This window comes from Rheinheimera sp. (assembly GCF_965283995.1).
Taxonomy (GTDB): Bacteria; Pseudomonadota; Gammaproteobacteria; order Enterobacterales; family Alteromonadaceae; genus Pararheinheimera.
In genome coordinates this window covers 2,238,122-2,258,540 of the sequence record NZ_CBDIQG010000001.1, presented here as the reverse complement: position 1 = coordinate 2,258,540, position 20,419 = coordinate 2,238,122, and the positions used below count along the sequence as shown (strand labels likewise).

General features: G+C 52.5%; 15 protein-coding genes, 2 tRNA genes and 3 rRNA genes. 6 read left to right on the top strand and 14 right to left on the bottom strand.

What is annotated here, in order from left to right; all coding sequences use genetic code 11:
- Nucleotides 1–27 precede the first annotated feature (27 nt).
- Nucleotides 28–1,581 carry an amidohydrolase family protein gene (locus ACQ66Q_RS10260; RefSeq protein ID WP_430456703.1) on the top strand — a complete coding sequence of 518 codons (1,554 nt, stop codon included), beginning with the start codon at nucleotides 28–30 and terminating at the stop codon, nucleotides 1,579–1,581.
- 6 nt (nucleotides 1,582–1,587) lie between these two features.
- On the opposite strand, the gene ACQ66Q_RS10255 is transcribed toward ACQ66Q_RS10260, so the two are convergent.
- On the bottom strand, nucleotides 1,588–2,436 hold the full coding sequence (locus ACQ66Q_RS10255) for a M23 family metallopeptidase (protein WP_430456702.1): 849 nt from the start codon (nucleotides 2,434–2,436) through the stop codon (nucleotides 1,588–1,590).
- 627 nt (nucleotides 2,437–3,063) lie between these two features.
- Between ACQ66Q_RS10255 and ACQ66Q_RS10250 the strand changes: the two genes are divergently transcribed.
- Nucleotides 3,064–5,688: a TonB-dependent receptor plug domain-containing protein gene (locus ACQ66Q_RS10250; protein ID WP_430456701.1), complete on the top strand. Its 2,625-nt coding sequence runs from the start codon at nucleotides 3,064–3,066 to the stop codon at nucleotides 5,686–5,688.
- 765 nt (nucleotides 5,689–6,453) lie between these two features.
- On the opposite strand, the gene rrf is transcribed toward ACQ66Q_RS10250, so the two are convergent.
- The 5 genes from rrf to ACQ66Q_RS10225 form a co-directional block, all read right to left on the bottom strand.
- Nucleotides 6,454–6,568: ribosomal RNA gene (gene rrf / locus ACQ66Q_RS10245) — 5S ribosomal RNA — on the bottom strand.
- 82 nt (nucleotides 6,569–6,650) lie between these two features.
- Nucleotides 6,651–9,533: ribosomal RNA gene (locus tag ACQ66Q_RS10240) — 23S ribosomal RNA — on the bottom strand.
- A 202-nt stretch (nucleotides 9,534–9,735) separates the two neighbouring features.
- Nucleotides 9,736–9,811: transfer RNA gene (locus ACQ66Q_RS10235), tRNA-Ala, on the bottom strand.
- A gap of 13 nt (nucleotides 9,812–9,824) precedes the next feature.
- A tRNA-Ile gene (locus tag ACQ66Q_RS10230) sits at nucleotides 9,825–9,901 on the bottom strand.
- Nucleotides 9,902–9,987: 86 nt separating this feature from the next.
- Nucleotides 9,988–11,512 (bottom strand): 16S ribosomal RNA (locus ACQ66Q_RS10225).
- Together the 16S, 23S and 5S rRNA genes with 2 tRNA genes alongside form the textbook arrangement of a ribosomal RNA operon.
- 551 nt (nucleotides 11,513–12,063) lie before the next feature.
- On the opposite strand from ACQ66Q_RS10225, the gene ACQ66Q_RS10220 reads away from it, so the two are divergent.
- The gene (locus tag ACQ66Q_RS10220; protein ID WP_430456700.1) at nucleotides 12,064–12,600 is read left to right on the top strand and encodes a gamma carbonic anhydrase family protein; all 537 of its coding nucleotides are present in this window, start codon (nucleotides 12,064–12,066) and stop codon (nucleotides 12,598–12,600) included.
- Between the two features lie 68 nt (nucleotides 12,601–12,668).
- On the opposite strand, the gene ACQ66Q_RS10215 is transcribed toward ACQ66Q_RS10220, so the two are convergent.
- Both ACQ66Q_RS10215 and aroE read right to left on the bottom strand, forming a co-directional pair.
- On the bottom strand, nucleotides 12,669–12,917 hold the full coding sequence (locus ACQ66Q_RS10215) for a DUF1488 family protein (RefSeq protein WP_430456699.1): 249 nt from the start codon (nucleotides 12,915–12,917) through the stop codon (nucleotides 12,669–12,671).
- Nucleotides 12,914–13,729 (bottom strand): shikimate dehydrogenase, encoded by an 816-nt coding sequence (gene aroE / locus ACQ66Q_RS10210; RefSeq protein WP_430456698.1) that lies wholly within the window; start codon nucleotides 13,727–13,729, stop codon nucleotides 12,914–12,916. The genes ACQ66Q_RS10215 and aroE overlap by 4 nt, the downstream gene beginning before the upstream one ends.
- A gap of 15 nt (nucleotides 13,730–13,744) precedes the next feature.
- Between aroE and ACQ66Q_RS10205 the strand changes: the two genes are divergently transcribed.
- Nucleotides 13,745–14,197 carry a group II truncated hemoglobin gene (locus tag ACQ66Q_RS10205; protein WP_430456697.1) on the top strand — a complete coding sequence of 151 codons (453 nt, stop codon included), beginning with the start codon at nucleotides 13,745–13,747 and terminating at the stop codon, nucleotides 14,195–14,197.
- A 6-nt stretch (nucleotides 14,198–14,203) separates the two neighbouring features.
- Here ACQ66Q_RS10205 and hemF read toward each other — a convergent pair whose 3' ends face one another.
- Nucleotides 14,204–15,121 (bottom strand): oxygen-dependent coproporphyrinogen oxidase, encoded by a 918-nt coding sequence (hemF, locus tag ACQ66Q_RS10200; RefSeq protein ID WP_430456696.1) that lies wholly within the window; start codon nucleotides 15,119–15,121, stop codon nucleotides 14,204–14,206.
- A gap of 119 nt (nucleotides 15,122–15,240) precedes the next feature.
- Here hemF and purE point away from each other — a divergent pair, with 119 nt between their 5' ends.
- Together purE and ACQ66Q_RS10190 are read left to right on the top strand one after the other, a co-directional pair.
- Nucleotides 15,241–15,729, top strand: coding sequence for a 5-(carboxyamino)imidazole ribonucleotide mutase (purE, locus tag ACQ66Q_RS10195; protein ID WP_430456695.1), 489 nt, complete (start codon nucleotides 15,241–15,243; stop codon nucleotides 15,727–15,729).
- Nucleotides 15,729–16,883, top strand: coding sequence for a 5-(carboxyamino)imidazole ribonucleotide synthase (locus tag ACQ66Q_RS10190; RefSeq protein WP_430456694.1), 1,155 nt, complete (start codon nucleotides 15,729–15,731; stop codon nucleotides 16,881–16,883). Before purE ends, ACQ66Q_RS10190 begins: the two co-directional genes overlap by 1 nt.
- Before the next feature lie 44 nt (nucleotides 16,884–16,927).
- Here the strand turns inward: ACQ66Q_RS10190 and ACQ66Q_RS10185 are convergent, their stop codons facing one another.
- The 5 genes from ACQ66Q_RS10185 to ACQ66Q_RS10165 all read right to left on the bottom strand — a co-directional run bounded on the left by ACQ66Q_RS10185 (nucleotide 16,928) and on the right by ACQ66Q_RS10165 (nucleotide 20,355).
- The gene (locus ACQ66Q_RS10185; protein ID WP_430456693.1) at nucleotides 16,928–17,467 is read right to left on the bottom strand and encodes a topoisomerase DNA-binding C4 zinc finger domain-containing protein; all 540 of its coding nucleotides are present in this window, start codon (nucleotides 17,465–17,467) and stop codon (nucleotides 16,928–16,930) included.
- A gap of 111 nt (nucleotides 17,468–17,578) precedes the next feature.
- Entirely contained in the window at nucleotides 17,579–18,052 is a 474-nt protein-coding gene (locus ACQ66Q_RS10180; protein WP_430456692.1) for a DUF494 family protein, read from the bottom strand.
- A complete protein-coding gene (dprA, locus tag ACQ66Q_RS10175) occupies nucleotides 18,045–19,142 on the bottom strand; it encodes a DNA-processing protein DprA (RefSeq protein WP_430456691.1) in 1,098 nt (365 codons plus the stop codon). The genes ACQ66Q_RS10180 and dprA overlap by 8 nt, the downstream gene beginning before the upstream one ends.
- 67 nt (nucleotides 19,143–19,209) lie before the next feature.
- On the bottom strand, nucleotides 19,210–19,665 hold the full coding sequence (locus ACQ66Q_RS10170) for a hypothetical protein (protein WP_430456690.1): 456 nt from the start codon (nucleotides 19,663–19,665) through the stop codon (nucleotides 19,210–19,212).
- A gap of 144 nt (nucleotides 19,666–19,809) precedes the next feature.
- Nucleotides 19,810–20,355: a LysM peptidoglycan-binding domain-containing protein gene (locus tag ACQ66Q_RS10165; RefSeq protein WP_430456689.1), complete on the bottom strand. Its 546-nt coding sequence runs from the start codon at nucleotides 20,353–20,355 to the stop codon at nucleotides 19,810–19,812.
- Between the last annotated feature and the right edge of the window lie 64 nt (nucleotides 20,356–20,419).

The following is a 20,419-nucleotide window of genomic DNA, read 5'->3' as shown; positions in this document are numbered from 1 at the left end:
TCTTTGCCTGATCACTGTGGAGCACCCATGTTACGCCGTATCCTGTTATCCATCGCCTCGCTGTTGGGCCTGTTATTGCTCAGCGCAGCGGTGATGATCCTATCGCCAATGCCAGACCCGCCGGGCCCGACCGACAGCCACCCGCGGATTGTGCTGGACCATGTTCATATCATCGATACCCAAAGCGGCCAAGTGCAGCGCAAGCGCGCGATTTGGATCAACCAGGGCCGCATCGAACAGATCACGACAGCAGGCGTCACGGCGGCAGAGGGTTATCATTATGTGTCCGGCAACGGCCACTATGTAGTGCCTGGCCTCTGGGACAACCATAGCCATAGCCTGAAGTTGTCACCGCAACTGCATCATCCGCTGTATCTGGCGCATGGCGTCACTTACTTGCGCGATATGTCCGGTTGTATGACGGGCGCAGACAGCTTGCTGGCCTGCGTAGCAGAGCGCCAGCGCTGGACCCAACAAGCACAAAACGGTGCACGCAGTAGTCCGCTTTATCCTCAGCAAAGCAGCTTTGCTATTAATGGTGGCGCTGAAGTGCCGGCTGATTTTCCGGCCTTTTTACGCCTGCAAAATGCGGCCGATGCCATCGCGTTGGTCCGGCATTATCAGGCGCATGGCGTCGATACATTAAAGACTTACGAATTGTTAAGCACGCAACAATATCAATGGCTCAGCCAGGCCGCAGCCAGCGCCGGGATGCAACTGGCCGGACACCAGCCCTGGCGCGTCACGCTGGCCGATCTGATCCAGGCACGTCAACATAGTGTCGAACATGGCCGGTTATTTTTATTTGAATGCTCGGCCGTCGCCATGCAGCTGAAACAGCAGCCAATGCGGGCAGGACTGATCAACAGCGACGTCTGGCGCCAAATTCTGCAAAGTCAGGATCCGGCGCTGTGTCAGCAGAAAATGGCAGCGATGGCCAAAGCGAGGGTTTGGTGGAGCCCGACTTTATTGACGCTGCAACTGGGCGCCCGCGCTGCGGATCCAGCGTTTCGTCAGGACCCGCGGCTGGCGCAAGTGCCCTGGCTGCTGCGAAAACTCTGGCAAGCCGACGCCGATGGGATGCAACGTCGTGGTCTTGATCAACAAGGCCGGCTTGTCCATGCAGATCTATTAGCTCTGGCGCAGCAGCAGCTCGGACAAGCTGTGGCGCTTGGTGTGCCGATCCTGGCCGGTACAGATACGCCTGACAGCTTTGTTTTTGCCGGCAGCAGTCTGATTGACGAACTTGCGCTTTATACCAAAGCCGGGTTGACGCCGTTACAGGCGCTGCAAAGTGCCACGTTAGGGCCGGCACAATACGCCGGTGCCGCCGCACACGCAGGCACTGTAGAAGTGGGGAAAGACGCAAACCTGCTGCTCATTGCCGACAATCCGCTGCAGCAGATCGAGGCGCTGCGTCAGGTCGAGGGGCTTGTTCTGGCCGGGTATTGGTACGACAAAACCCAGCTGGACGCCTTACAAATCTTTAGCACTGAACGGGCTAGCAGCATAGCGCTAAACCTGCAGCTGCTCTGGTCCGCATTGCAAAGCGAGCAATTTCGCCAGCAATTTGCAGATTAAACAGCGTTAATCGCCGGCACTGGCCGCTTTGGCGGAGCTGGAGCCGGCTTTGCTTTTGGTAGCTTTGACCGGAGTCGCGGTTTTACCGGTTTTGCCATTTGTCACAGCAACCTTGCTGACTGGTTGTTTCGTTTTGTTGGATGTCTTGGACTGCGATGTTTTCTTCGAAAGCTGTGCTTTTTTCGCCGATGTCGCTTTCGCCACTTTGGTGGTAGCGGTGCTACTTTTCACCGCTGCGACACGTTTCTTGGCTGACTGCTGGTTGGCCGCCACCTGACGCTGCATTTCTGCCATCGCGTGTTTACGTTCCTGCGGGCTTAACGGCAACAGCGCAATCGGATCCTGCGGCACGCTACCGCGCCACAGTTCAAAATGCAGATGCGGCCCGGTGGCGCGACCAGTTTGGCCGACGAGGCCAATCTGCTGACCGGCTTCTACCCACTGACCGAGCTGCACATCAAGCCGCGACAAATGCGCCGACAGACTGGTCAGCTGGTCGCCATGTTCAATCAGCACCGCATTGCCGAAGGCTTCACTGAGGCTGCTGTTATCGGCGCTTAACACCACGCCGCTGCTTGCAGCAAACACCGGAGTGCCGCTTGGCGCCGCGAAATCAACACCGTGATGCTGGCGATTGCGGCTTTTAATGATGTAGCGGGCAAACGAGGCGCTGATGCGCGCGCCTGGCAACGGATGGACGAAAGTCACAGGCCCACGCTGATGCTGCGTCACAGTTTTTTCCGCTACTGGCGGTGGTGCAACAGGCGGTGCGCTGGCGCAGCCTGCCAGCAGACAGAGCCAGCCCAACATCAGACCCGCGCCGCGCAGACGCCGGTTTTGCATAAATAAACGCATAGAGTTCGATTCCGGCCAACTTAAGGTCAGCGTCTGGGTTGAAGGCTTTGCACGCCGACGCTAAAAGCAAGGCGTAGCTTTGTTGTCAGACAGTGTCGCTGGATCAAGGACTTCCGGCAAGCCAACAACGCAGATCTGCTTATTTTCCGCTCTACTGATACAACAATTGCTGATTAACTTTTATCTGTTATTCCATTTGGATATATGAAAATCGAATGACAGCGCTTGTCATGATATAAAAAATCGCTACAATGCGCGACATCTGGACGGCTAAACATCCGCCGCCATCCAGAAGAGAGATTCACCCTGCACATGCTCACCGGTCGACCGGAAGCCTGGAAATCGTAGTAAGAAGGATTCCGACCATGTTGCCAGTTCAACAGTTAAACATTGCCCACAGCAGTGGCAATCCAACCCCAATCAGTTGCCTGCTATCAGCACGAATGTGTTGCTGATCATCTGACGTGCCAGAACTGCATTGCTGATTTCGGCGCAGTCTTCGGCCACCCCATTTGTTGCTGACTGCTACGGCAGTCCATTTCGCTGAGATGTTCATCATGGCATGGCGCTGTCCAGAATCAGCGACGCCATGAATGCGCTCAGCCCTAAATTTTATTGAGGTTTATCATGCGTTTTACCCCACATTCCCTGACGCTGCTCGCCAGCGCCATCGCTGTTGCCACGCCTGCAATCGCCACCACTGCTGCAGAAAACGTTGCTGCAGAAAGCAAGGTTGAGCGGATCCAGGTCACAGGTAGTTTTATCAAACGCAGCCAGCAGGAAGATGCCACACCGCTGCTGCAAATCGACGCCGACGCTATTGCTGCCAGTGGCAAAGTTACGCTGACCGAAGTGCTGCGCGATCTGTCGGTCAATTCCGGCAACAGCTTTGACGAGCAATATACCGGCAGTTTTTCCGCCGGCTCCGCATCCATTGGCTTACGGGGTCTCAGCCCGAAAAACACGCTGGTGCTGGTCAACGGTCAACGTCTGTCCAACTACGGCTTTGCGCTCAATACGCAGGACACTTTTGTCGACCTGAACGCTTTACCTTTGAGTGCGGTGAAACGGATTGAAGTACTGAAAGACGGTGCCTCATCGGTCTATGGTTCTGATGCCATCGCCGGTGTGGTCAATATCATTTTAAAAGAACAAATCACAGATACCGAGCTGTCGCTCAGTACCGGTCGTGCCACACAGGGTGGCCTGGAGCAATATGGTCTGGGCCTGTCGACCGGCATCGGCGAGGTAGCACAGGATGGCTATAACCTGAGCCTGACGCTGGATTGGTTTGACCGCGCCCGCCTGGATGCCAGTGAGCGCGACTTGTTGAAAACCGGCGATTTCCGCCACTTACCGGGTGGCAAGCTGGCCGGCTGGAGCGCACAGGGCGCCAACTCGCTGGCGAATCCATCGTTACCGCAGGCACTGGCCAACTGCCCGACTGGCAGCGAAAAACGACCATGGAATGATTTCACGCCAGGGCGTAAAGGCGAAGTCTGTGCTTTTAACGCCCAGCCTTTTAATACGCTGCAGCCCGAAGTGACACGCAGGCAATTATCGCTGCAAGGTACGGTGGCGCTGGGCGAAAACCTGACAGGCTTCGCCGAGTGGTTGTACAGCGATAATGATTCAGCGATGTTGTTTGGCGCGCCGCTGACCGTCGGTAGCGGCCTGCGCGCATACAATCCGGTGAACGGCACGCTGACCGATATTCCAGTGTTGATACCGCTGAATCACCCGGACAATAGCTCTGGCAAACCGCTGGCGATCGAATACACCTTTTTTGACTTAGGTCCACGCACCAAAGCCAACAGCCAGCAGTTCAGCCGCGTGCTGACCGGGCTGAAGTATCAGGGCGATGTCTGGGATGCGCAGGTGCAACTGCTGCAATCATTCAGTCATCAGCGTGAATATGTCGACAACTTCGTCAATCGTTATGAATTCGAAAAAGTACTGAAAGAAGGCAGCTACCGCTTTGACGGTCGCCAGAATAGTGCTGAAGTGCTGAACCGGTTACGCTTACAAACACGCCGGCCTGGCGAATACGAAATTAATTCGCTGAACGGCAGTGCCAGCCGCGATCTGTGGGATAACGACTATGGCACAGTGGCAATCGCCACCGGTTTTGACCTGCGTAAAGAACGGATGGATGCCGGCACGTCACCGCAGGTATTGTCCGGCACCGAGCTGCGCCCGGCTATCAACCTGGTCAAAGGCGAACGCACGGTCAGCGCAGCTTTTGCCGAACTGAGCTTGCCGCTGTATACCGATTTAACCGCCAGTATCGCGGGGCGTCTTGATCATTATGACGATTTTGGCCGGGCATTCTCGCCAAAAGCCGGCGTGCATTATGTCCTGGCGGAAGATTGGTTGCTACGCGCATCCTGGTCACGTGGTTTCCGTGCACCTTCTTTGCCGGAAATTGCCGACAGTAATACCATCAGTTACGGCACTGTGATTGACCCGAAAGATCCGCTGGAGCCTGGCAGTCGTCGCGGTTACACCCAGGTCCGCGGCGGCAATCCACTGCTGCAACCGGAACGCTCGACTAACAGCAACGCTGGCGTGATCTGGTCATTCAGTAAACAAGGCAGTGTGGGCATTGATGTATTCAGCATTGAACAGCAGGACATTATCGCCGGCGACAGCGCGCAATATGTGGTAGACCACCCGGAACTGTATGCCGATCGCATTCTGCGTGATGCACAAGGCCGCTTACAGATCCTGAAAAACCAGTACACCAATCAGGGCAGCCGCGATACCCGCGGTGTCGATATCGACTTTAACTACCGCTTTGATCTGAGCAATGGTCATAGCCTCAGCCTGAAAACAGTTTGGTCACATTTGCTGGATTACAAACAAGCACTGGTCGCTGGGCAACCGGTACTGGAAGGCGCGGGCAATAATCAATTTGGTGCTTTACCGGCCTGGAAAAGTAACAATAGTCTGATTTGGCAACACAACGACTGGCAAGCCAGCCTGACTGCCGCGTTTAGCAGCGGCTATCAGCAGAAAGTGGCTACTGCTGCAAGTAATCCGGGCCTGCGCAGCGACATCAGCAGCTTCACGCAGTGGGACAGCCAGTTGAGCTACCGTGGTTTTGCCAACACGCAAATCAGCTTTGCCGTACAGAACTTACTCGATCGTGACCCGCCGTTTGACCCAAGCGCCGGCAGCGATTATACCGACACCACGCAATACAATTTACGCGGCCGCCAAATCAGCCTGACGGCCAGCTATCAGTTCTGATCTACCACTGATTTTTGTAACGATACCAAGTAAAAAGCCCACTCGAACGAGTGGGCTTTTCCTATTTTGGCCGCTTTGTTACATTTCGTGGAGTTCAAGGCAAGCAGTTAACAGGTTTGCCTCGAAACCCCAACTTCGCTAGACCATTCTTCGAGAATTCAGCGTCAGAATGTTAGAAGAGTAACACTGTTAGCTTCTCGAATTCCCTGACTACTGGCGATTCGGATTACACGATAACGTACAGACTCCCTCGCGGAGCGAGGGTGTGCTCATCAGCTGTGTGACAGCCAGCAACGCAAAACTGTTTGCGTTTCGAAACCCCTGATTCGCTGTACTACTCTCCAAGTACTTCATCGCCAGGATCGCAGTAAATAAAAAAGCCCCAGTCTTTCGACTAGGGCTATTTTATTTATTGGGAGCCTTCATGCCCTTCGCAGAGCTCTAGTGTGTTCAGCCGGAAGAACGCAACATTGGTTGCGTTCTTAAACCCCGGCTTCACTGTACTACCTAGCATGGGATTGTCCCACTCGGGCAATAGACCGTCAGGATGCCATAAAGCAAAAGGCCCACTCGACTGAGTGGGCCTTTTGGCTTTATTGGGAGCCTTCATATCCCTCGCGGAGCGAGGGATTGTTCCGTCGGAAGAACGCCAAACTGTTGGCGTTCTTAAATCCCGCCGTCACTGTACTACTCTGCGCTCAGTAAACCGCCGGATTCTAAATACAAAAAACCCCGCTCTCTGAGCGGGGTTCTTTTGTATTGGGAGCCTGGCGGTGTACTACTCTCGCATGGCAACTGCCACACTACCATCGTCGCAGCTGCGTTTCACTTCTGAGTTCGGAATGGATTCAGGTGGTTCCACAGCGCTATTGCCACCAGGCAAAAACTGTTTGTCTGTCTTTAACTAAGTAAGCTGATCATTCGTTTCACAACAACATGCGCTAAAACAACTTGGGCGTTGTATGGTTAAGCCTCTCGGGCAATTAGTATGAGTTAGCTTAACGTGTCACCACGCTTCCACACCTCACCTATCAACGTTGTGGTCTCCAACGACCCTTATGTGTGCTCAAGGCACAAGGGATGACTCATCTCTTGGCCGGCTTCCCGCTTAGATGCTTTCAGCGGTTATCCGTTCCGAACGTAGCTACCGGGCAGTGCCATTGGCATGACAACCCGAACACCAGCGGTTCGTTCACTCCGGTCCTCTCGTACTAGGAGCAACTCCAATCAATCATCCAACGCCCACGGCAGATAGGGACCGAACTGTCTCACGACGTTCTAAACCCAGCTCGCGTACCACTTTAAATGGCGAACAGCCATACCCTTGGGACCGACTTCAGCCCCAGGATGTGATGAGCCGACATCGAGGTGCCAAACACCGCCGTCGATATGAACTCTTGGGCGGTATCAGCCTGTTATCCCCGGAGTACCTTTTATCCGTTGAGCGATGGCCCTTCCATACAGAACCACCGGATCACTAAGACCTACTTTCGTACCTGCTCGACGTGTCTGTCTCGCAGTTAAGCTGGCTTCTGCCTTTGCACTAACCGTACGATGTCCGACCGTACTTAGCCAACCTTCGTGCTCCTCCGTTACTCTTTAGGAGGAGACCGCCCCAGTCAAACTACCCACCAGACACTGTCCGCAGTCCCGATTAGGGACCTACGTTAGAACATCAAACATACAAGGGTGGTATTTCAAGGACGACTCCATCAGAACTGGCGTTCCAACTTCATAGTCTCCCACCTATCCTACACATGTAGGGTCAATGTTCAGTGCCAAGCTATAGTAAAGGTTCACGGGGTCTTTCCGTCTAGCCGCGGGTATACGGCATCTTCACCGCAATTTCAATTTCACTGAGTCTCTGGTGGAGACAGCCTGGCCATCATTACACCATTCGTGCAGGTCGGAACTTACCCGACAAGGAATTTCGCTACCTTAGGACCGTTATAGTTACGGCCGCCGTTTACCGGGGCTTCGATCAAGAGCTTCGCTTGCGCTAACCCCATCAATTAACCTTCCGGCACCGGGCAGGTGTCACACCCTATACGTCCTCTCTCGAGTTTGCAGAGTGCTGTGTTTTTAATAAACAGTTGCAGCCAGCTGGTCACTGCGACTCTCCGATGCTTACAGAGCAAGTCTTTCACATTAGAGAGCGTACCTTCTCCCGAAGTTACGGTACTATTTTGCCTAGTTCCTTCACCAGAGTTCTCTCAAGCGCCTTGGTATTCTCTACCTGACCACCTGTGTCGGTTTCGAGTACGGTCAACAGTACCTGAAGCTTAGAGGCTTTTCCTGGAAGCGTAGCATCAGCAACTTCACCACCGTGGTGGCTCGTCTCGTATCTCAGCATTAAGGAACCGGATTTACCTAATCCCTCTGCCTACGTACTTTCACATGGACTACCAACGCCATGCTTGCCTAGCTTTCTCCGTCCCCCCATCGCAGTACTGTCGGTACGGGAATATTAACCCGTTTCCCATCGACTACGGCTTTCGCCCTCGCCTTAGGGGCCGACTTACCCTACCCTGATTAGCATGGGATAGGAACCCTTGGTCTTCCGGCGGGGGAGTTTTTCACTCCCCTTATCGTTACTTATGTCAGCATTCGCACTTCTGATACCTCCAGCAGACTTCACAATCTACCTTCGCAGGCTTACAGAACGCTCCTCTACCACTTGCACATAATGCAAGTCCACAGCTTCGGTGCATGGTTTGAGCCCCGTTACATCTTCCGCGCAGGCCGACTCGACTAGTGAGCTATTACGCTTTCTTTAAAGGGTGGCTGCTTCTAAGCCAACCTCCTAGCTGTCTATGCCTTCCCACATCGTTTTCCACTTAACCATGACTTTGGGACCTTAGCTGGTGGTCTGGGTTGTTTCCCTTTTCACGGCGGACGTTAGCACCCGTCGTGTGTCTCCCGAGTAGTACTCATTGGTATTCGGAGTTTGCAAAGGGTTGGTAAGTCGGGATGACCCCCTAGCCTTAACAGTGCTCTACCCCCAATGGTATTCGCTCGAGGCGCTACCTAAATAGCTTTCGAGGAGAACCAGATATCTCCCGGCTTGATTAGCCTTTCACCCCTATCCACACGTCATCCCCTAATTTTTCAACATTAGTGGGTTCGGTCCTCCAGTTAGTGTTACCCAACCTTCAACCTGCACATGGATAGATCGCCGGGTTTCGGGTCTACGCCTTGCAACTATTCGCCCAGTTAAGACTCGGTTTCCCTACGGCTCCCCTATTCGGTTAACCTCGCTACAAAACGTAAGTCGCTGACCCATTATACAAAAGGTACGCAGTCACCCCACAAGGAGGCTCCCACTGCTTGTACGTACACGGTTTCAGGTTCTATTTCACTCCCCTAACAGGGGTTCTTTTCGCCTTTCCCTCACGGTACTGGTTCACTATCGGTCAGTCAGGAGTATTTAGCCTTGGAGGATGGTCCCCCCATGTTCAAACAGGATGTCTCGTGTCCCGTCCTACTCGTTTTCATTCATAACAACGCTTCGTGTACGGGGCTATCACCCTGTATCGCTCATATTTCCAGATGATTCCACTGCATTGCTATCAACTTAAGGGCTAGCCCCCTTTCGCTCGCCGCTACTAAGGGGATCTCGGTTGATTTCTTTTCCTCGGGGTACTTAGATGTTTCAGTTCTCCCGGTTCGCCTCGTATGACTATGTATTCATCATACGATAGTGTGTAAACACACTGGGTTTCCCCATTCGGACATCTGTGAGTCTAACGTCTCTTACCGACTTCTCACAGCTTTTCGCAGGTTAGCACGTCCTTCATCGCCTCTGACTGCCAAGGCATCCACCGTGTACGCTTAGTCACTTAACCATACAACCCCAAATTGTCTTCGGTTCGTATGTTGTTGTGAGTAAGGTTCACAATAAAATTGTTGACCTTATTTATTACTTTCTATCAGCTTACCTAATTGTTAAAGAGCAGTATGAGCGTAAAGCTCAAATCACAACACACCGTGGTGCATTCTGATTTGAACTCAAACAGTTGTTTTCTTCGCTTATGATTTCACAAGGAATGGTGGAGTTAAGCGGGATCGAACCGCTGACCTCCTGCGTGCAAGGCAGGCGCTCTCCCAGCTGAGCTATAACCCCATACAGGCGATATTGGTTGGTCTGAGTAGACTCGAACTACCGACCTCACCCTTATCAGGGGTGCGCTCTAACCACCTGAGCTACAGACCAGCCGTAACCGCAATGGGTCTTACTGTTTGCTCTACATGACAATCAATCATCTGTGTGGACACTTCGTTAAATCTGTTCGCTTTTGGTAAGGAGGTGATCCAACCCCAGGTTCCCCTAGGGTTACCTTGTTACGACTTCACCCCAGTCATGAATCACAAAGTGGTAAGCGCCCTCCCGAAGGTTAAGCTACCTACTTCTTTTGCAACCCACTCCCATGGTGTGACGGGCGGTGTGTACAAGGCCCGGGAACGTATTCACCGCAACATTCTGATTTGCGATTACTAGCGATTCCGACTTCACGCAGTCGAGTTGCAGACTGCGATCCGGACTACGATATGCTTTAAGAGATCCGCTCACTGTCGCCAGCTTGCCTCCCTCTGTACATACCATTGTAGCACGTGTGTAGCCCTACTCGTAAGGGCCATGATGACTTGACGTCGTCCCCACCTTCCTCCGGTTTATCACCGGCAGTCTCCCTAGAGTTCCCGACATAACTCGCTGGCAACTAAGGATAAGGGTTGCGCTCGTTGCGGGACTTAACCCAACATTTCACAACACGAGCTGACGACAGCCATGCAGCACCTGTCTTACAGTTCCCGAAGGCACCAAAGCATCTCTGCTAAGTTCTGTAGATGTCAAGAGTAGGTAAGGTTCTTCGCGTTGCGTCGAATTAAACCACATGCTCCACCGCTTGTGCGGGCCCCCGTCAATTCATTTGAGTTTTAATCTTGCGACCGTACTCCCCAGGCGGTCTACTTAATGCGTTAGCTGCGCTACTCACGGTACAAGACCACGAACAGCTAGTAGACATCGTTTACGGCGTGGACTACCAGGGTATCTAATCCTGTTTGCTCCCCACGCTTTCGCACCTGAGCGTCAGTGTTGTGCCAGGGGGCCGCCTTCGCCACTGGTATTCCTCCAAATCTCTACGCATTTCACCGCTACACTTGGAATTCTACCCCCCTCTCACACACTCTAGTTTTCCAGTTTCAAATGCAATTCCCAGGTTGAGCCCGGGGCTTTCACATCTGACTTAAAAAACCGCCTACGTGCGCTTTACGCCCAGTAATTCCGATTAACGCTTGCACCCTCTGTATTACCGCGGCTGCTGGCACAGAGTTAGCCGGTGCTTCTTCTGCGAGTAACGTCAAAATTAGCAGCTATTAACTACTAACCCTTCCTCCTCGCTGAAAGTGCTTTACAACCCGAAGGCCTTCTTCACACACGCGGCATGGCTGGATCAGGCTTGCGCCCATTGTCCAATATTCCCCACTGCTGCCTCCCGTAGGAGTCTGGACCGTGTCTCAGTTCCAGTGTGGCTGATCATCCTCTCAAACCAGCTAGGGATCGTCGCCTTGGTGAGCCATTACCCCACCAACTAGCTAATCCCACGTAGGCGCATCCGATAGCATGTGGCCCGAAGGTCCCACACTTTGGTCCGTAGACATTATGCGGTATTAACAGTCGTTTCCAACTGGTATCCCCCTCTATCGGGTAGCTTCCTACGCATTACTCACCCGTCCGCCGCTAGGTCCGAAAACCCCGCTCGACTTGCATGTGTTAGGCCTGCCGCCAGCGTTCAATCTGAGCCATGATCAAACTCTTCAATTAAAAGTTTTTTGCTGCCGAAACAGCTGCTCAGTTTACTGACTAAATAAATTGACTATATAGTCACTCAACTGAAGATTTTATTCGTATCATGCGATACATCTTCAACGAGTGCCCACACAGATGATTGATTGCTAATTGTTAAAGAGCGTGCTTCGACTTCGAAGCGGGAGGCGTATCTTACACTTCCCAGATTTTAAGTCAAGCAGAAAAATTTACTATTTAAATAAACTACTCTGCTCAACCTACTTACTTGCCTTACTTGCGATTTCAAGGCTTTCACCCCAACCTCGCTGCGAGGCGGCCATTTTAGTCAGTTTTTAATTCGTGTCAAGCGTCTTTTTATCGACTATTTTTCACTTTTCAAACTCACCCGGCGTTTCGCGTTTCGCTTCACCCCGTCGGCATGGCGCGCATTATAGGTCGTTTTAAATCTCGCGCAAGCCTAAATCTAAGAAAAGTTGTGCTTTTGCGATCGTTCGAGTGAAATTTCAACGAAAGGTGTTTTTTATACACAAATGTCGCATAATTCCGCAGCAGATGAGGAGTTTAAGATGTCGATACGATCATATAAAGGTGTGAGTCCGGCACTGGGTGCCAATGTTTATGTTGATGAATCAGCAGTTTTAGCCGGCGATATCGTCTTAGGAGATGATGTCAGCATCTGGCCTCTGGTTGCGGCGCGCGGTGATGTGAACTTTATCCGGATTGGTGCACGTTCCAATGTACAGGATGGCACGGTATTACATGTGTCGCGCCCGAGTAATAAGAATGCTGATGGTTCACCACTCATTATTGGCGACGATGTCACTGTGGGTCATAAATGCATGTTGCATGGCTGTCGTCTTGGCAATCGGATTCTGGTTGGCATGGGCGCCATAGTGATGGACGACGCTATTGTGGAAGATGATGTGATTATTGGCGCCGGCAGTTTAGTCCCGCCAGGCAAACGTCTTGAAAGCGGCTACTTATATGTCGGCAGCCCGGTCAAACAAGCCCGGCTACTGAATGATGCAGAGCGGGCATTTCTGTCAGCATCGGCGCAAAACTATGTGGTGCTGAAAAACGAGTATCTGGCAGAAAAGGAATAAGTGGCTACCTCTATATAGTAGTGAGGTAAGAACGCCACTATATAGAGGTGAAGATTAGACGCTGTAGTTCAGACAGAACCATCCAGCCATAAGTTGCCATTCGGGTCGAGCTGGCCCCGCTTTAACGCCAGCTCAATCTCATCTTCCCAAAAAAAGCTGTCTTCACGGACTTGCGCCAACCAGGCTGCTCCCGTCCAACCTTCCGGCATGCGGATATACACAGAGTTGCGTAGCCCGCTTTGTAAGATTGAACAGCGCACTGCAAGAGCAGCTTCATCAAACTGATGGTCATGATTAAAAATCAGTTGTTGGTTCATCCGCGCAGCAGCTCCCTTAATTTCATCAATACCGGCTCTACATCCGGTTGCACACCACGCCAAATAGCAAAGCTCTCAGCAGCCTGTGAAACCAACATGCCTAAACCGTCGGCGGTTTGTGGCACCCCTTGCTGATGGCACCATTGTAAAAACGGCGTAGGTTCAGCGCCATACAACATGTCATAGGCTAACTGGCAGTATTCGAGGTGTTGCTCATGTAGTGGCGGGCGTTCTCCCTGTAAACCACTGGACGTCGCATTGATCAGTAAATGCCAGCGCTGTTTCGGCACTTCGGCATAACTACCGGCACTGACGCGCGGGTCAAACAGTTGTGCGATTTGCTGCGCTTTGGGCACGGTGCGGTTAGCCAAATGGATATGTGCAACCCCTGCATCCAGCAATGGCTGAATCACGCCTCGGCTCGCGCCCCCCGCTCCTAGCAGCAACACATTAGCCCCTTCCAACAAGGCATCCTGGCGCAGTAAATCGGCAACCAAACCCGCCCCATCCGTGTTATCGCCACACAGGCGTTGTTGCTCATCCAGATATAAAGTATTGACTGCGCCCGCCAGCTGCGCCCGCTTACTCAGCACCTGTGCTAATGCAAAAGCCTGCTCTTTAAAGGGCACTGTGACGTTGCCCCCACGGCCCCCCTCGGCAACAAAGTGCTGCCAACTGTCGGCAAAGCCATCGAGCGGTGCTAAAATCGCCTCATACGTTAGAACCTGACCGGTTTGTTCGGCAAACCAGCGATGGATCAGCGGAGATTTGGAATGTCCTATCGGATGACCAAAGACGGCATATCGATCCACAACGAAGCTCCCATCATGCTAAAGAAGTTAATTCAAATGTTGTCGCCAAAAAATCCTACACACCCGACACCGCAACAAACACCGTATCAGCTAATCGGTGGCGAAGACGCGACCCGCCGTCTGGCAAACCGCTTTTACGATATCATGGCCACGGCCCCTGAAGCGGCCGAACTCTATGCAATTCATCCGCTGCCACTGGATACCATCCGCCAGAAATTCTTTGAATTTTTGTCGGGTTGGCTCGGTGGCCCCGGCTTGTTTGAACAGAAGTATGGTCACCCCAGGCTACGGATGCGCCATATGCCTTTTACTGTCAATCCGACGCTGCGCGACCAGTGGATGTTTTGTATGGACCAGGCATTACTTGAAGTGGTGGCTGATCCGGTTCTGCGCGGTGGCTTAAGCGAAGCACTAGGCCAACTGGCCAGCCACATGATCAATCGGGATGAACAGGGCCAGCCACGTTAAACACACTTACTGACTGATACCGAGCCAATCCTGTGGCTGCAGATAGCGCTGATACAACAGCGCTTCTGCCGAACCTTCGGCTGGTACAAAACCATATTCCCAGCGCACCAGCGGTGGCATCGACATCAGAATTGATTCGGTCCGACCACCGCTTTGCAAACCAAATAAGGTCCCACGGTCAAACACCAGGTTAAACTCAACATAACGACCGCGGCGGTATAGCTGGAATTGGCGCTGCGCATCGGTGAATGGCGTCTGCTTACGTCGCTCGACAATCGGCTGGTAGGCGTTGATAAAAGCTTCGCCAACGGAGCGCATAAACGCAAAACTGCGCTCGAATCCCCACTGATTTAAATCATCAAAAAACAAACCGCCGACACCACGCGTTTCACCCCGATGTTTCAGGTAAAAATATTCATCACACCAGGCTTTGTATTTTGGATAGACATCGGCGCCAAAAGGCGCGCAGCAATCAAATGCGACCTGGTGCCAGTGCCGCACATCGTCTTCAAATGGATAAAACGGGGTCAGGTCAAAACCGCCACCAAACCACCAGACTGGATCTTCGCCATCTTTCTCGGCGATAAAAAACCGTACGTTAGCGTGACTGGTTGGTACATATGGATTGTTCGGGTGAATCACCAACGACACGCCCATGGCCTCAAAGCGCCGGCCCGCCAGTTCTGGGCGATGCGCCGTCGCCGATGCGGGCATTTTGTCACCAAAAACATGGGAGAAATTCACGCCGGCCTGTTCAAACACCGCGCCTTTGGTCAAAACCCGGCTACGTCCGCCACCACCTTCAGCCCGCTCCCAACTGTCTTCGACAAAACCAGCAGAGCCATCGCATTGCTCCAATGCTGCGCAAATCTGCTCCTGCAGCTGCAGTAAAAAAGCTTTGACGGCGTGTTTATCAACGGACATATCGGCTCCCGTTTGGTGCTTCCGACAGAAGACACTGGTGAAAAATTTTCCTGGCAACGGCCAGATGGCTATAATAGCGCCCTATTATGCCAGCACCTGGCGGTTTTGAGGAAACAGCAATGAAAGTCGGTATCATTATGGGCTCCAAATCCGATTGGCCTACCATGAAAAACGCAGCAGACATGTTAGACAAATTCGGCATCGTTTATGAAACCACTGTTGTTTCTGCGCACCGTACCCCGCACTTACTGGCTGAATATGCCGGTAACGCCGCCAGCCGTGGCTTAAAGGTGATTATTGCCGGTGCCGGCGGTGCAGCTCACCTACCTGGGATGGCGGCTGCCTTCACTTCATTGCCGGTACTGGGCGTCCCTGTTCAATCCAAAGCGTTAAAAGGCATTGATTCATTACTGTCTATTGTGCAAATGCCAAAAGGTGTTGCTGTGGGCACCCTGGCGATTGGTGATGCCGGTGCTGCAAACGCTGGTTTATTGGCCGCACAAATCCTGGCGACCAGTGATGACAGCCTGCTGGCAAAAATTGATGCATTTCGCCAAGAACAAACCGACTCCGTGCTGGCGCACCCGAACCCAGCCGAGGAAGCGTGATGAACGTATTAGTCATGGGAGCCGGACAACTAGCACGGATGATGGCACTGGCTGGCGCGCCGCTGAACCTACACGTCACAGCGTATGATGTGAATTCTGCCAAAGTACAACATCCGGTGACCGGTGAAATCTATCCACTTTCTCTGGAGCAAGCCGTGGCTGCGGCAGATGTGGTGACTTCAGAATTCGAACATATTCCGTATCCGGTGCAGGCCGTGTGTGAGGCCAGTGGTAAATTCAAACCCAATAGCACCGCCATCAAAGCCGGTGGTGACAGACGTCAGGAAAAAGCCTTGCTGGATGCAGCTGGCGTCGCCAACGCAGGCTACCGTATTGTGCAAACTGAAACTGAGTTCATGCTGGCTATTAATGAACTCGGTTTGCCATTGGTATTAAAAAGTGCGTTGGCTGGTTATGATGGTAAAGGCCAGTGGCGCTTAAAACATGCAGAAGATGCAGCCTTGGTCTGGGCCGATATTGCCGCGTTCATGGCTGGTGCGGATCACAGTTTGCCACAGGCGATTGTTGCCGAGAAGTTTGTCCGGTTTGACCGCGAAGTCAGTCTGGTTGGTGCGCGCAATGAACACGGCGACACTGTGGTTTATCCGCTGACAGAAAACCATCACGTTAATGGCGTCTTGTCGGTGTCGTTGGCGCTACCGTCAGATCAAGCTTTGCAACAGCAAGCCAAACAAATGTTCGACGCTGTCGCTAATCAGCTGCAGTATGTCGGCGTGCTCGCACTGGAGTTTTTTCAGGTCGGCGACCAATTACTGGTCAACGAAATTGCCCCGCGGGTGCATAACTCAGGTCACTGGACGCAACAAGGCGCCGACACCTGCCAGTTCGAAAACCACCTGCGCGCTGTCTGTGGACTGCCACTTGGCAGCACTGCACTGGTGCGACCAACAGTGATGGTGAATATTCTTGGCGAAGACTCTGTTAATCCGGCAATCCTGAGCCTGCCTTCGTGTCACCTGCACTGGTACGGCAAAACCAAACGCGCTGGCCGTAAGATGGGACACATCAATATTTGCGGGGCGACGGCAAAAGACCTGGCAGAACGGTTCAGCACCTTAAGTGCATTGCTGCCTGAAAGTAGTTTTCCGGAAGTGGCGCAAATGGCGGCCAAACTACGCGAACGCACGAAATAGATCTAACAAAAATCAAAGGCCCACACGGGCCTTTTCTTTTGCTTTCAACGCGGCTGTACAGCCTGACATTTACGACTGGCGCAAATCAATTTCACCCCACTCGCCGCTGGCTTTTCCGCCAGTAAGCCGAAACCACAGCTCTGGCAAGTGCCGGCCACCGGTCTGAAATTCAACACAAAATCGCATTTTGGATATTGGTCACAGCCATAAAAGGTTTTGCCGAACTTGCTGGTGCGCTCCACTAGTTTACCGGTTTGACACTGTGGGCAATGCACATCCTCAACCACCACCGGCTCTTCGTGCACAATAAAATGACAAGCAGGAAAATTGCTGCATCCGATAAACATGCCATAGCGGCCATTTTTGACTGCAAGCGCTGAACCACAGCTTGGACAAGGCGTGTCTTCCAGCAATTTGACGATGGTGCTTTCATGCGGATGCAAATTCTGAATATAAGTGCAGGCCGGATAATTGCTACAGCCCAAAAACGGACCGTGCTTGCCGGATTTCATCATCAGTTCGTGCTGGCAGACAGGGCAAAGCTGTTTCTGTTCGGGTATAGCGAATAACGGTTGGTCGGACATACGTCAGCCCATCGGATGCGGTTTGACCATTATCGCACAGACCCGCATGAAAAAAGCAACGCCGGTGAAACCGGCGCTGTAGAGCATCAAAAAATAGCGGTTTGATTTGACTTAATGCAGCAGACCGGTCGGTTCTTCAAAGATTAAATCTTCCATCTGGGCATAAGCCGATTCATGCCCGGGGGCATTAAACAGCACCATCAACACCACCCATTTCAGATCTTCCAGGCTGACTTCTGCACTATCCAAATCCATTACGCGGTCCAACACCATTTCCCGGGTTGGCAAATCCAACACGTTGATTTGCTCCAGAAACAGCAAAAAACCACGACATTCAGCATCAAGCTTTTGCAGCTCTTGCGGCGTAAAAACCCGCACCGCTGTCGAAGTGGTTTTGGTCAGATAGGGTTTAACATGACTTTCTTGCAGCTGGGATAAATTTTCCAGCCAGCGCAGGGCTTTGAAGATGTCATCATCGTGAAATCCGGCTTTGACCAGTTCTTTGGTCAAATCGGCCTGGTTGACGTAAATTTCCGATTCGTTGTGGATGTAATTCTCAAACAGGTAGACGAGGATATCAAACATGACTAGGTCCCCTCACTCGAATGTAGCCACCAGGTACGGCTGCCACTGCACCACTTAATTCAAGTTGTTGCAAGGCAATGGTTACGTCGGCTACCGGCATTGCTGCGCGATCTGCAATCAGGTCTATTGCAGTTGCCTCATCTCCTACGTTAGCTAACAAGCCATCGTCGGACAAGTGCGGCAAACAACTATTTTTTTCAACCGAGCTGCGGATTAAATCCGCAACCAGCTGAGGTGCCAACTCTTCTACGATATCGGCGACCGAACGGGTAAGTTTAGCGCCGTGCTGAATGAGTTCGTGACAACCCGCTGCTTGCGGATTGCGGATCGATCCCGGGATGGCAAACACTTCACGATTGTAGTCGGCAGCATAATGCGCACTAATCAGCGAGCCGCTTTTTTCCGCAGCCTCGACCACTAAAGTACCAAGGCTTAAGCCCACCACAATCCGGTTACGGATCGGGAAAAACTCCGGTTTGGCATGCTGTTGCGGCAAAAACTCTGACAGCACAGCGCCATTGCCAACGATTTGCTGATGCAATCCCTGATGTTGTGGTGGATAGACAAAACATAAGCCATGTCCCATCACGGCGATGGTCTGACCCTGCACACGCAAGGCGCCCTGATGCGCTGCACCATCGATGCCACGCGCCAGGCCGCTGGTGATCACAAAGCCCAGCGCGGCCAGTTCAGCGGCAAACTCGAGCGCCAGCTGTCGTCCAGCGGGTGTTGGCCTGCGACTGCCCACGATGGCGATTTGTGGTTTACTCAGCACCGTCGGATCACCATGGCCGAACAATCCCAACGGCGGATGTTTGATTTGATTTAATAAAGGCGGATAACGCGGGTCGGTATAAGGCATAAACCAGTGGTTGGGGCTGGCTTCAAGCCAACGTAGCGCCGCATCAGCTTTTTTCTGCGATTGTTGCAGATGCAAACTCTGCGCGCCGGAAAGACCCAGTTGCTGCAACTGAAATGTGGATGCCTGACACAGCTCGGCGATTGATATGGCCGGACTGAGCGCCGCCAGTTTGCTGACATCCAGCCCTGGTACCGCCATCAGTCGCAGCCAGCAGTTGAGATCGTCCATGATCTCCCCCTATTGGCCTACCCGCCGCATTGGCAGCTGCGATGCTGCAATGACCTCGGGTGAAAGATTACAGGTCGCCGATCATGTCGCCGACCCGGATTGGTTTTTTCGTTCCTGTGACGATAGCAAAGCTGGTGCGTTCTGCCACTTTAAACACCATCAGTTCACCGATTTGTTCTTTCGGCATCTCGATGCGGTCACCGTCAATACCACCCATAATCTTTTGATATTTCGATGCATCTGACATGTAGACAGGACCACGACTCGAATCCACCACAGTGGGTGACTGACGGGAAATTGAAAACATATAACCCGCTTTGAGTCCATCCTGCTGGCCTTTATTCAACACAACAATGTCCCAGCTGGAAAACTCCCGCAGATCTGAGGTGGTGTCGATGATAGTGCCAGCTAAAGGCTGCTCTGGTTTTCGCATCATAAAAAATGCCGGCAGGCTTTGTCCGTCTGCCGCAGGAATTAAGCGGTCACCCTGGCGGATCTCTTGTTTCACATCCAGCACGGACACTGACGCCGGCTGATTGATTTCAGCGCCGCCAGCACGGAATGCGCGGGCCGTGCCAACCAGAATCGTTTCATAACCGAGGATCTCTTCGGTCTGTGGGTCGATATATGCTTTCCCTTTGCGATAAATGCCGTATGCAGCGTCTTGTTACAATTGGCCACGCACATACAGAATATGCCCCTGGCTGGCATTTTTCACGTGGTCGTCCGCCCCTAAAACATAGGGCAGGCTGTCAATCTGCTCTGCCGACAACGACTGCTCATAGGTCAAAAATGGCCGAATCATCATCAGCGGGATTGTGGTGATTGCTTTGGTGTTCTTTAGCGATTTGCGGGCCTGTGGCGACAATTTCCGAATGCCTTGAGTGGCGGTACCGTCAGCTGCCGCCGGTGACACTTTGATTGCATTACCATTCACCGACAATATCGGCCGGCCATCCTGGTCATAACTCAGACTAAGCACGTCGCCCGGATAAATCAGGTGGGGATTTTCCACCTGTGGATTGAGCTTCCACAGCTGTGGCCACAGCCAGGGTTGCTGCAGATACAAACCAGAAATGTCCCACAAAGTATCTCCTTGTTTGACAGTGTAACTCTTGGGAGCATCAGGCTTTATAGCGAGAATATCTGCTGAGACAGACGTCGTCAGACAGAACAACAGGGCGGCGATTGAGCTTGTTATTGTTTTGAGCATGCCAGTTTCCTTCGGCTCGGAACTGCAGTAATTATTGCACAGAATGCATAGGAAGCTGTTATTA

Excerpts from the sequence above, each read along its gene's own strand:
- ACQ66Q_RS10260 (WP_430456703.1), top strand. The coding sequence starts at position 28 with ATGTTACGCCGTATCCTGTTATCCATCGCCTCGCTGTTGGGCCTGTTA.
- ACQ66Q_RS10255 (WP_430456702.1), bottom strand. The coding sequence starts at position 2,436 with ATGCGTTTATTTATGCAAAACCGGCGTCTGCGCGGCGCGGGTCTGATG.
- ACQ66Q_RS10250 (WP_430456701.1), top strand. The coding sequence starts at position 3,064 with ATGCGTTTTACCCCACATTCCCTGACGCTGCTCGCCAGCGCCATCGCT.
- ACQ66Q_RS10220 (WP_430456700.1), top strand. The coding sequence starts at position 12,064 with ATGTCGATACGATCATATAAAGGTGTGAGTCCGGCACTGGGTGCCAAT.
- ACQ66Q_RS10215 (WP_430456699.1), bottom strand. The coding sequence starts at position 12,917 with ATGAACCAACAACTGATTTTTAATCATGACCATCAGTTTGATGAAGCT.
- ACQ66Q_RS10205 (WP_430456697.1), top strand. The coding sequence starts at position 13,745 with ATGCTAAAGAAGTTAATTCAAATGTTGTCGCCAAAAAATCCTACACAC.
- hemF (WP_430456696.1), bottom strand. The coding sequence starts at position 15,121 with ATGTCCGTTGATAAACACGCCGTCAAAGCTTTTTTACTGCAGCTGCAG.
- purE (WP_430456695.1), top strand. The coding sequence starts at position 15,241 with ATGAAAGTCGGTATCATTATGGGCTCCAAATCCGATTGGCCTACCATG.
- ACQ66Q_RS10190 (WP_430456694.1), top strand. The coding sequence starts at position 15,729 with ATGAACGTATTAGTCATGGGAGCCGGACAACTAGCACGGATGATGGCA.
- ACQ66Q_RS10185 (WP_430456693.1), bottom strand. The coding sequence starts at position 17,467 with ATGTCCGACCAACCGTTATTCGCTATACCCGAACAGAAACAGCTTTGC.
- ACQ66Q_RS10180 (WP_430456692.1), bottom strand. The coding sequence starts at position 18,052 with ATGTTTGATATCCTCGTCTACCTGTTTGAGAATTACATCCACAACGAA.
- dprA (WP_430456691.1), bottom strand. The coding sequence starts at position 19,142 with ATGGACGATCTCAACTGCTGGCTGCGACTGATGGCGGTACCAGGGCTG.
- ACQ66Q_RS10165 (WP_430456689.1), bottom strand. The coding sequence starts at position 20,355 with ATGCTCAAAACAATAACAAGCTCAATCGCCGCCCTGTTGTTCTGTCTG.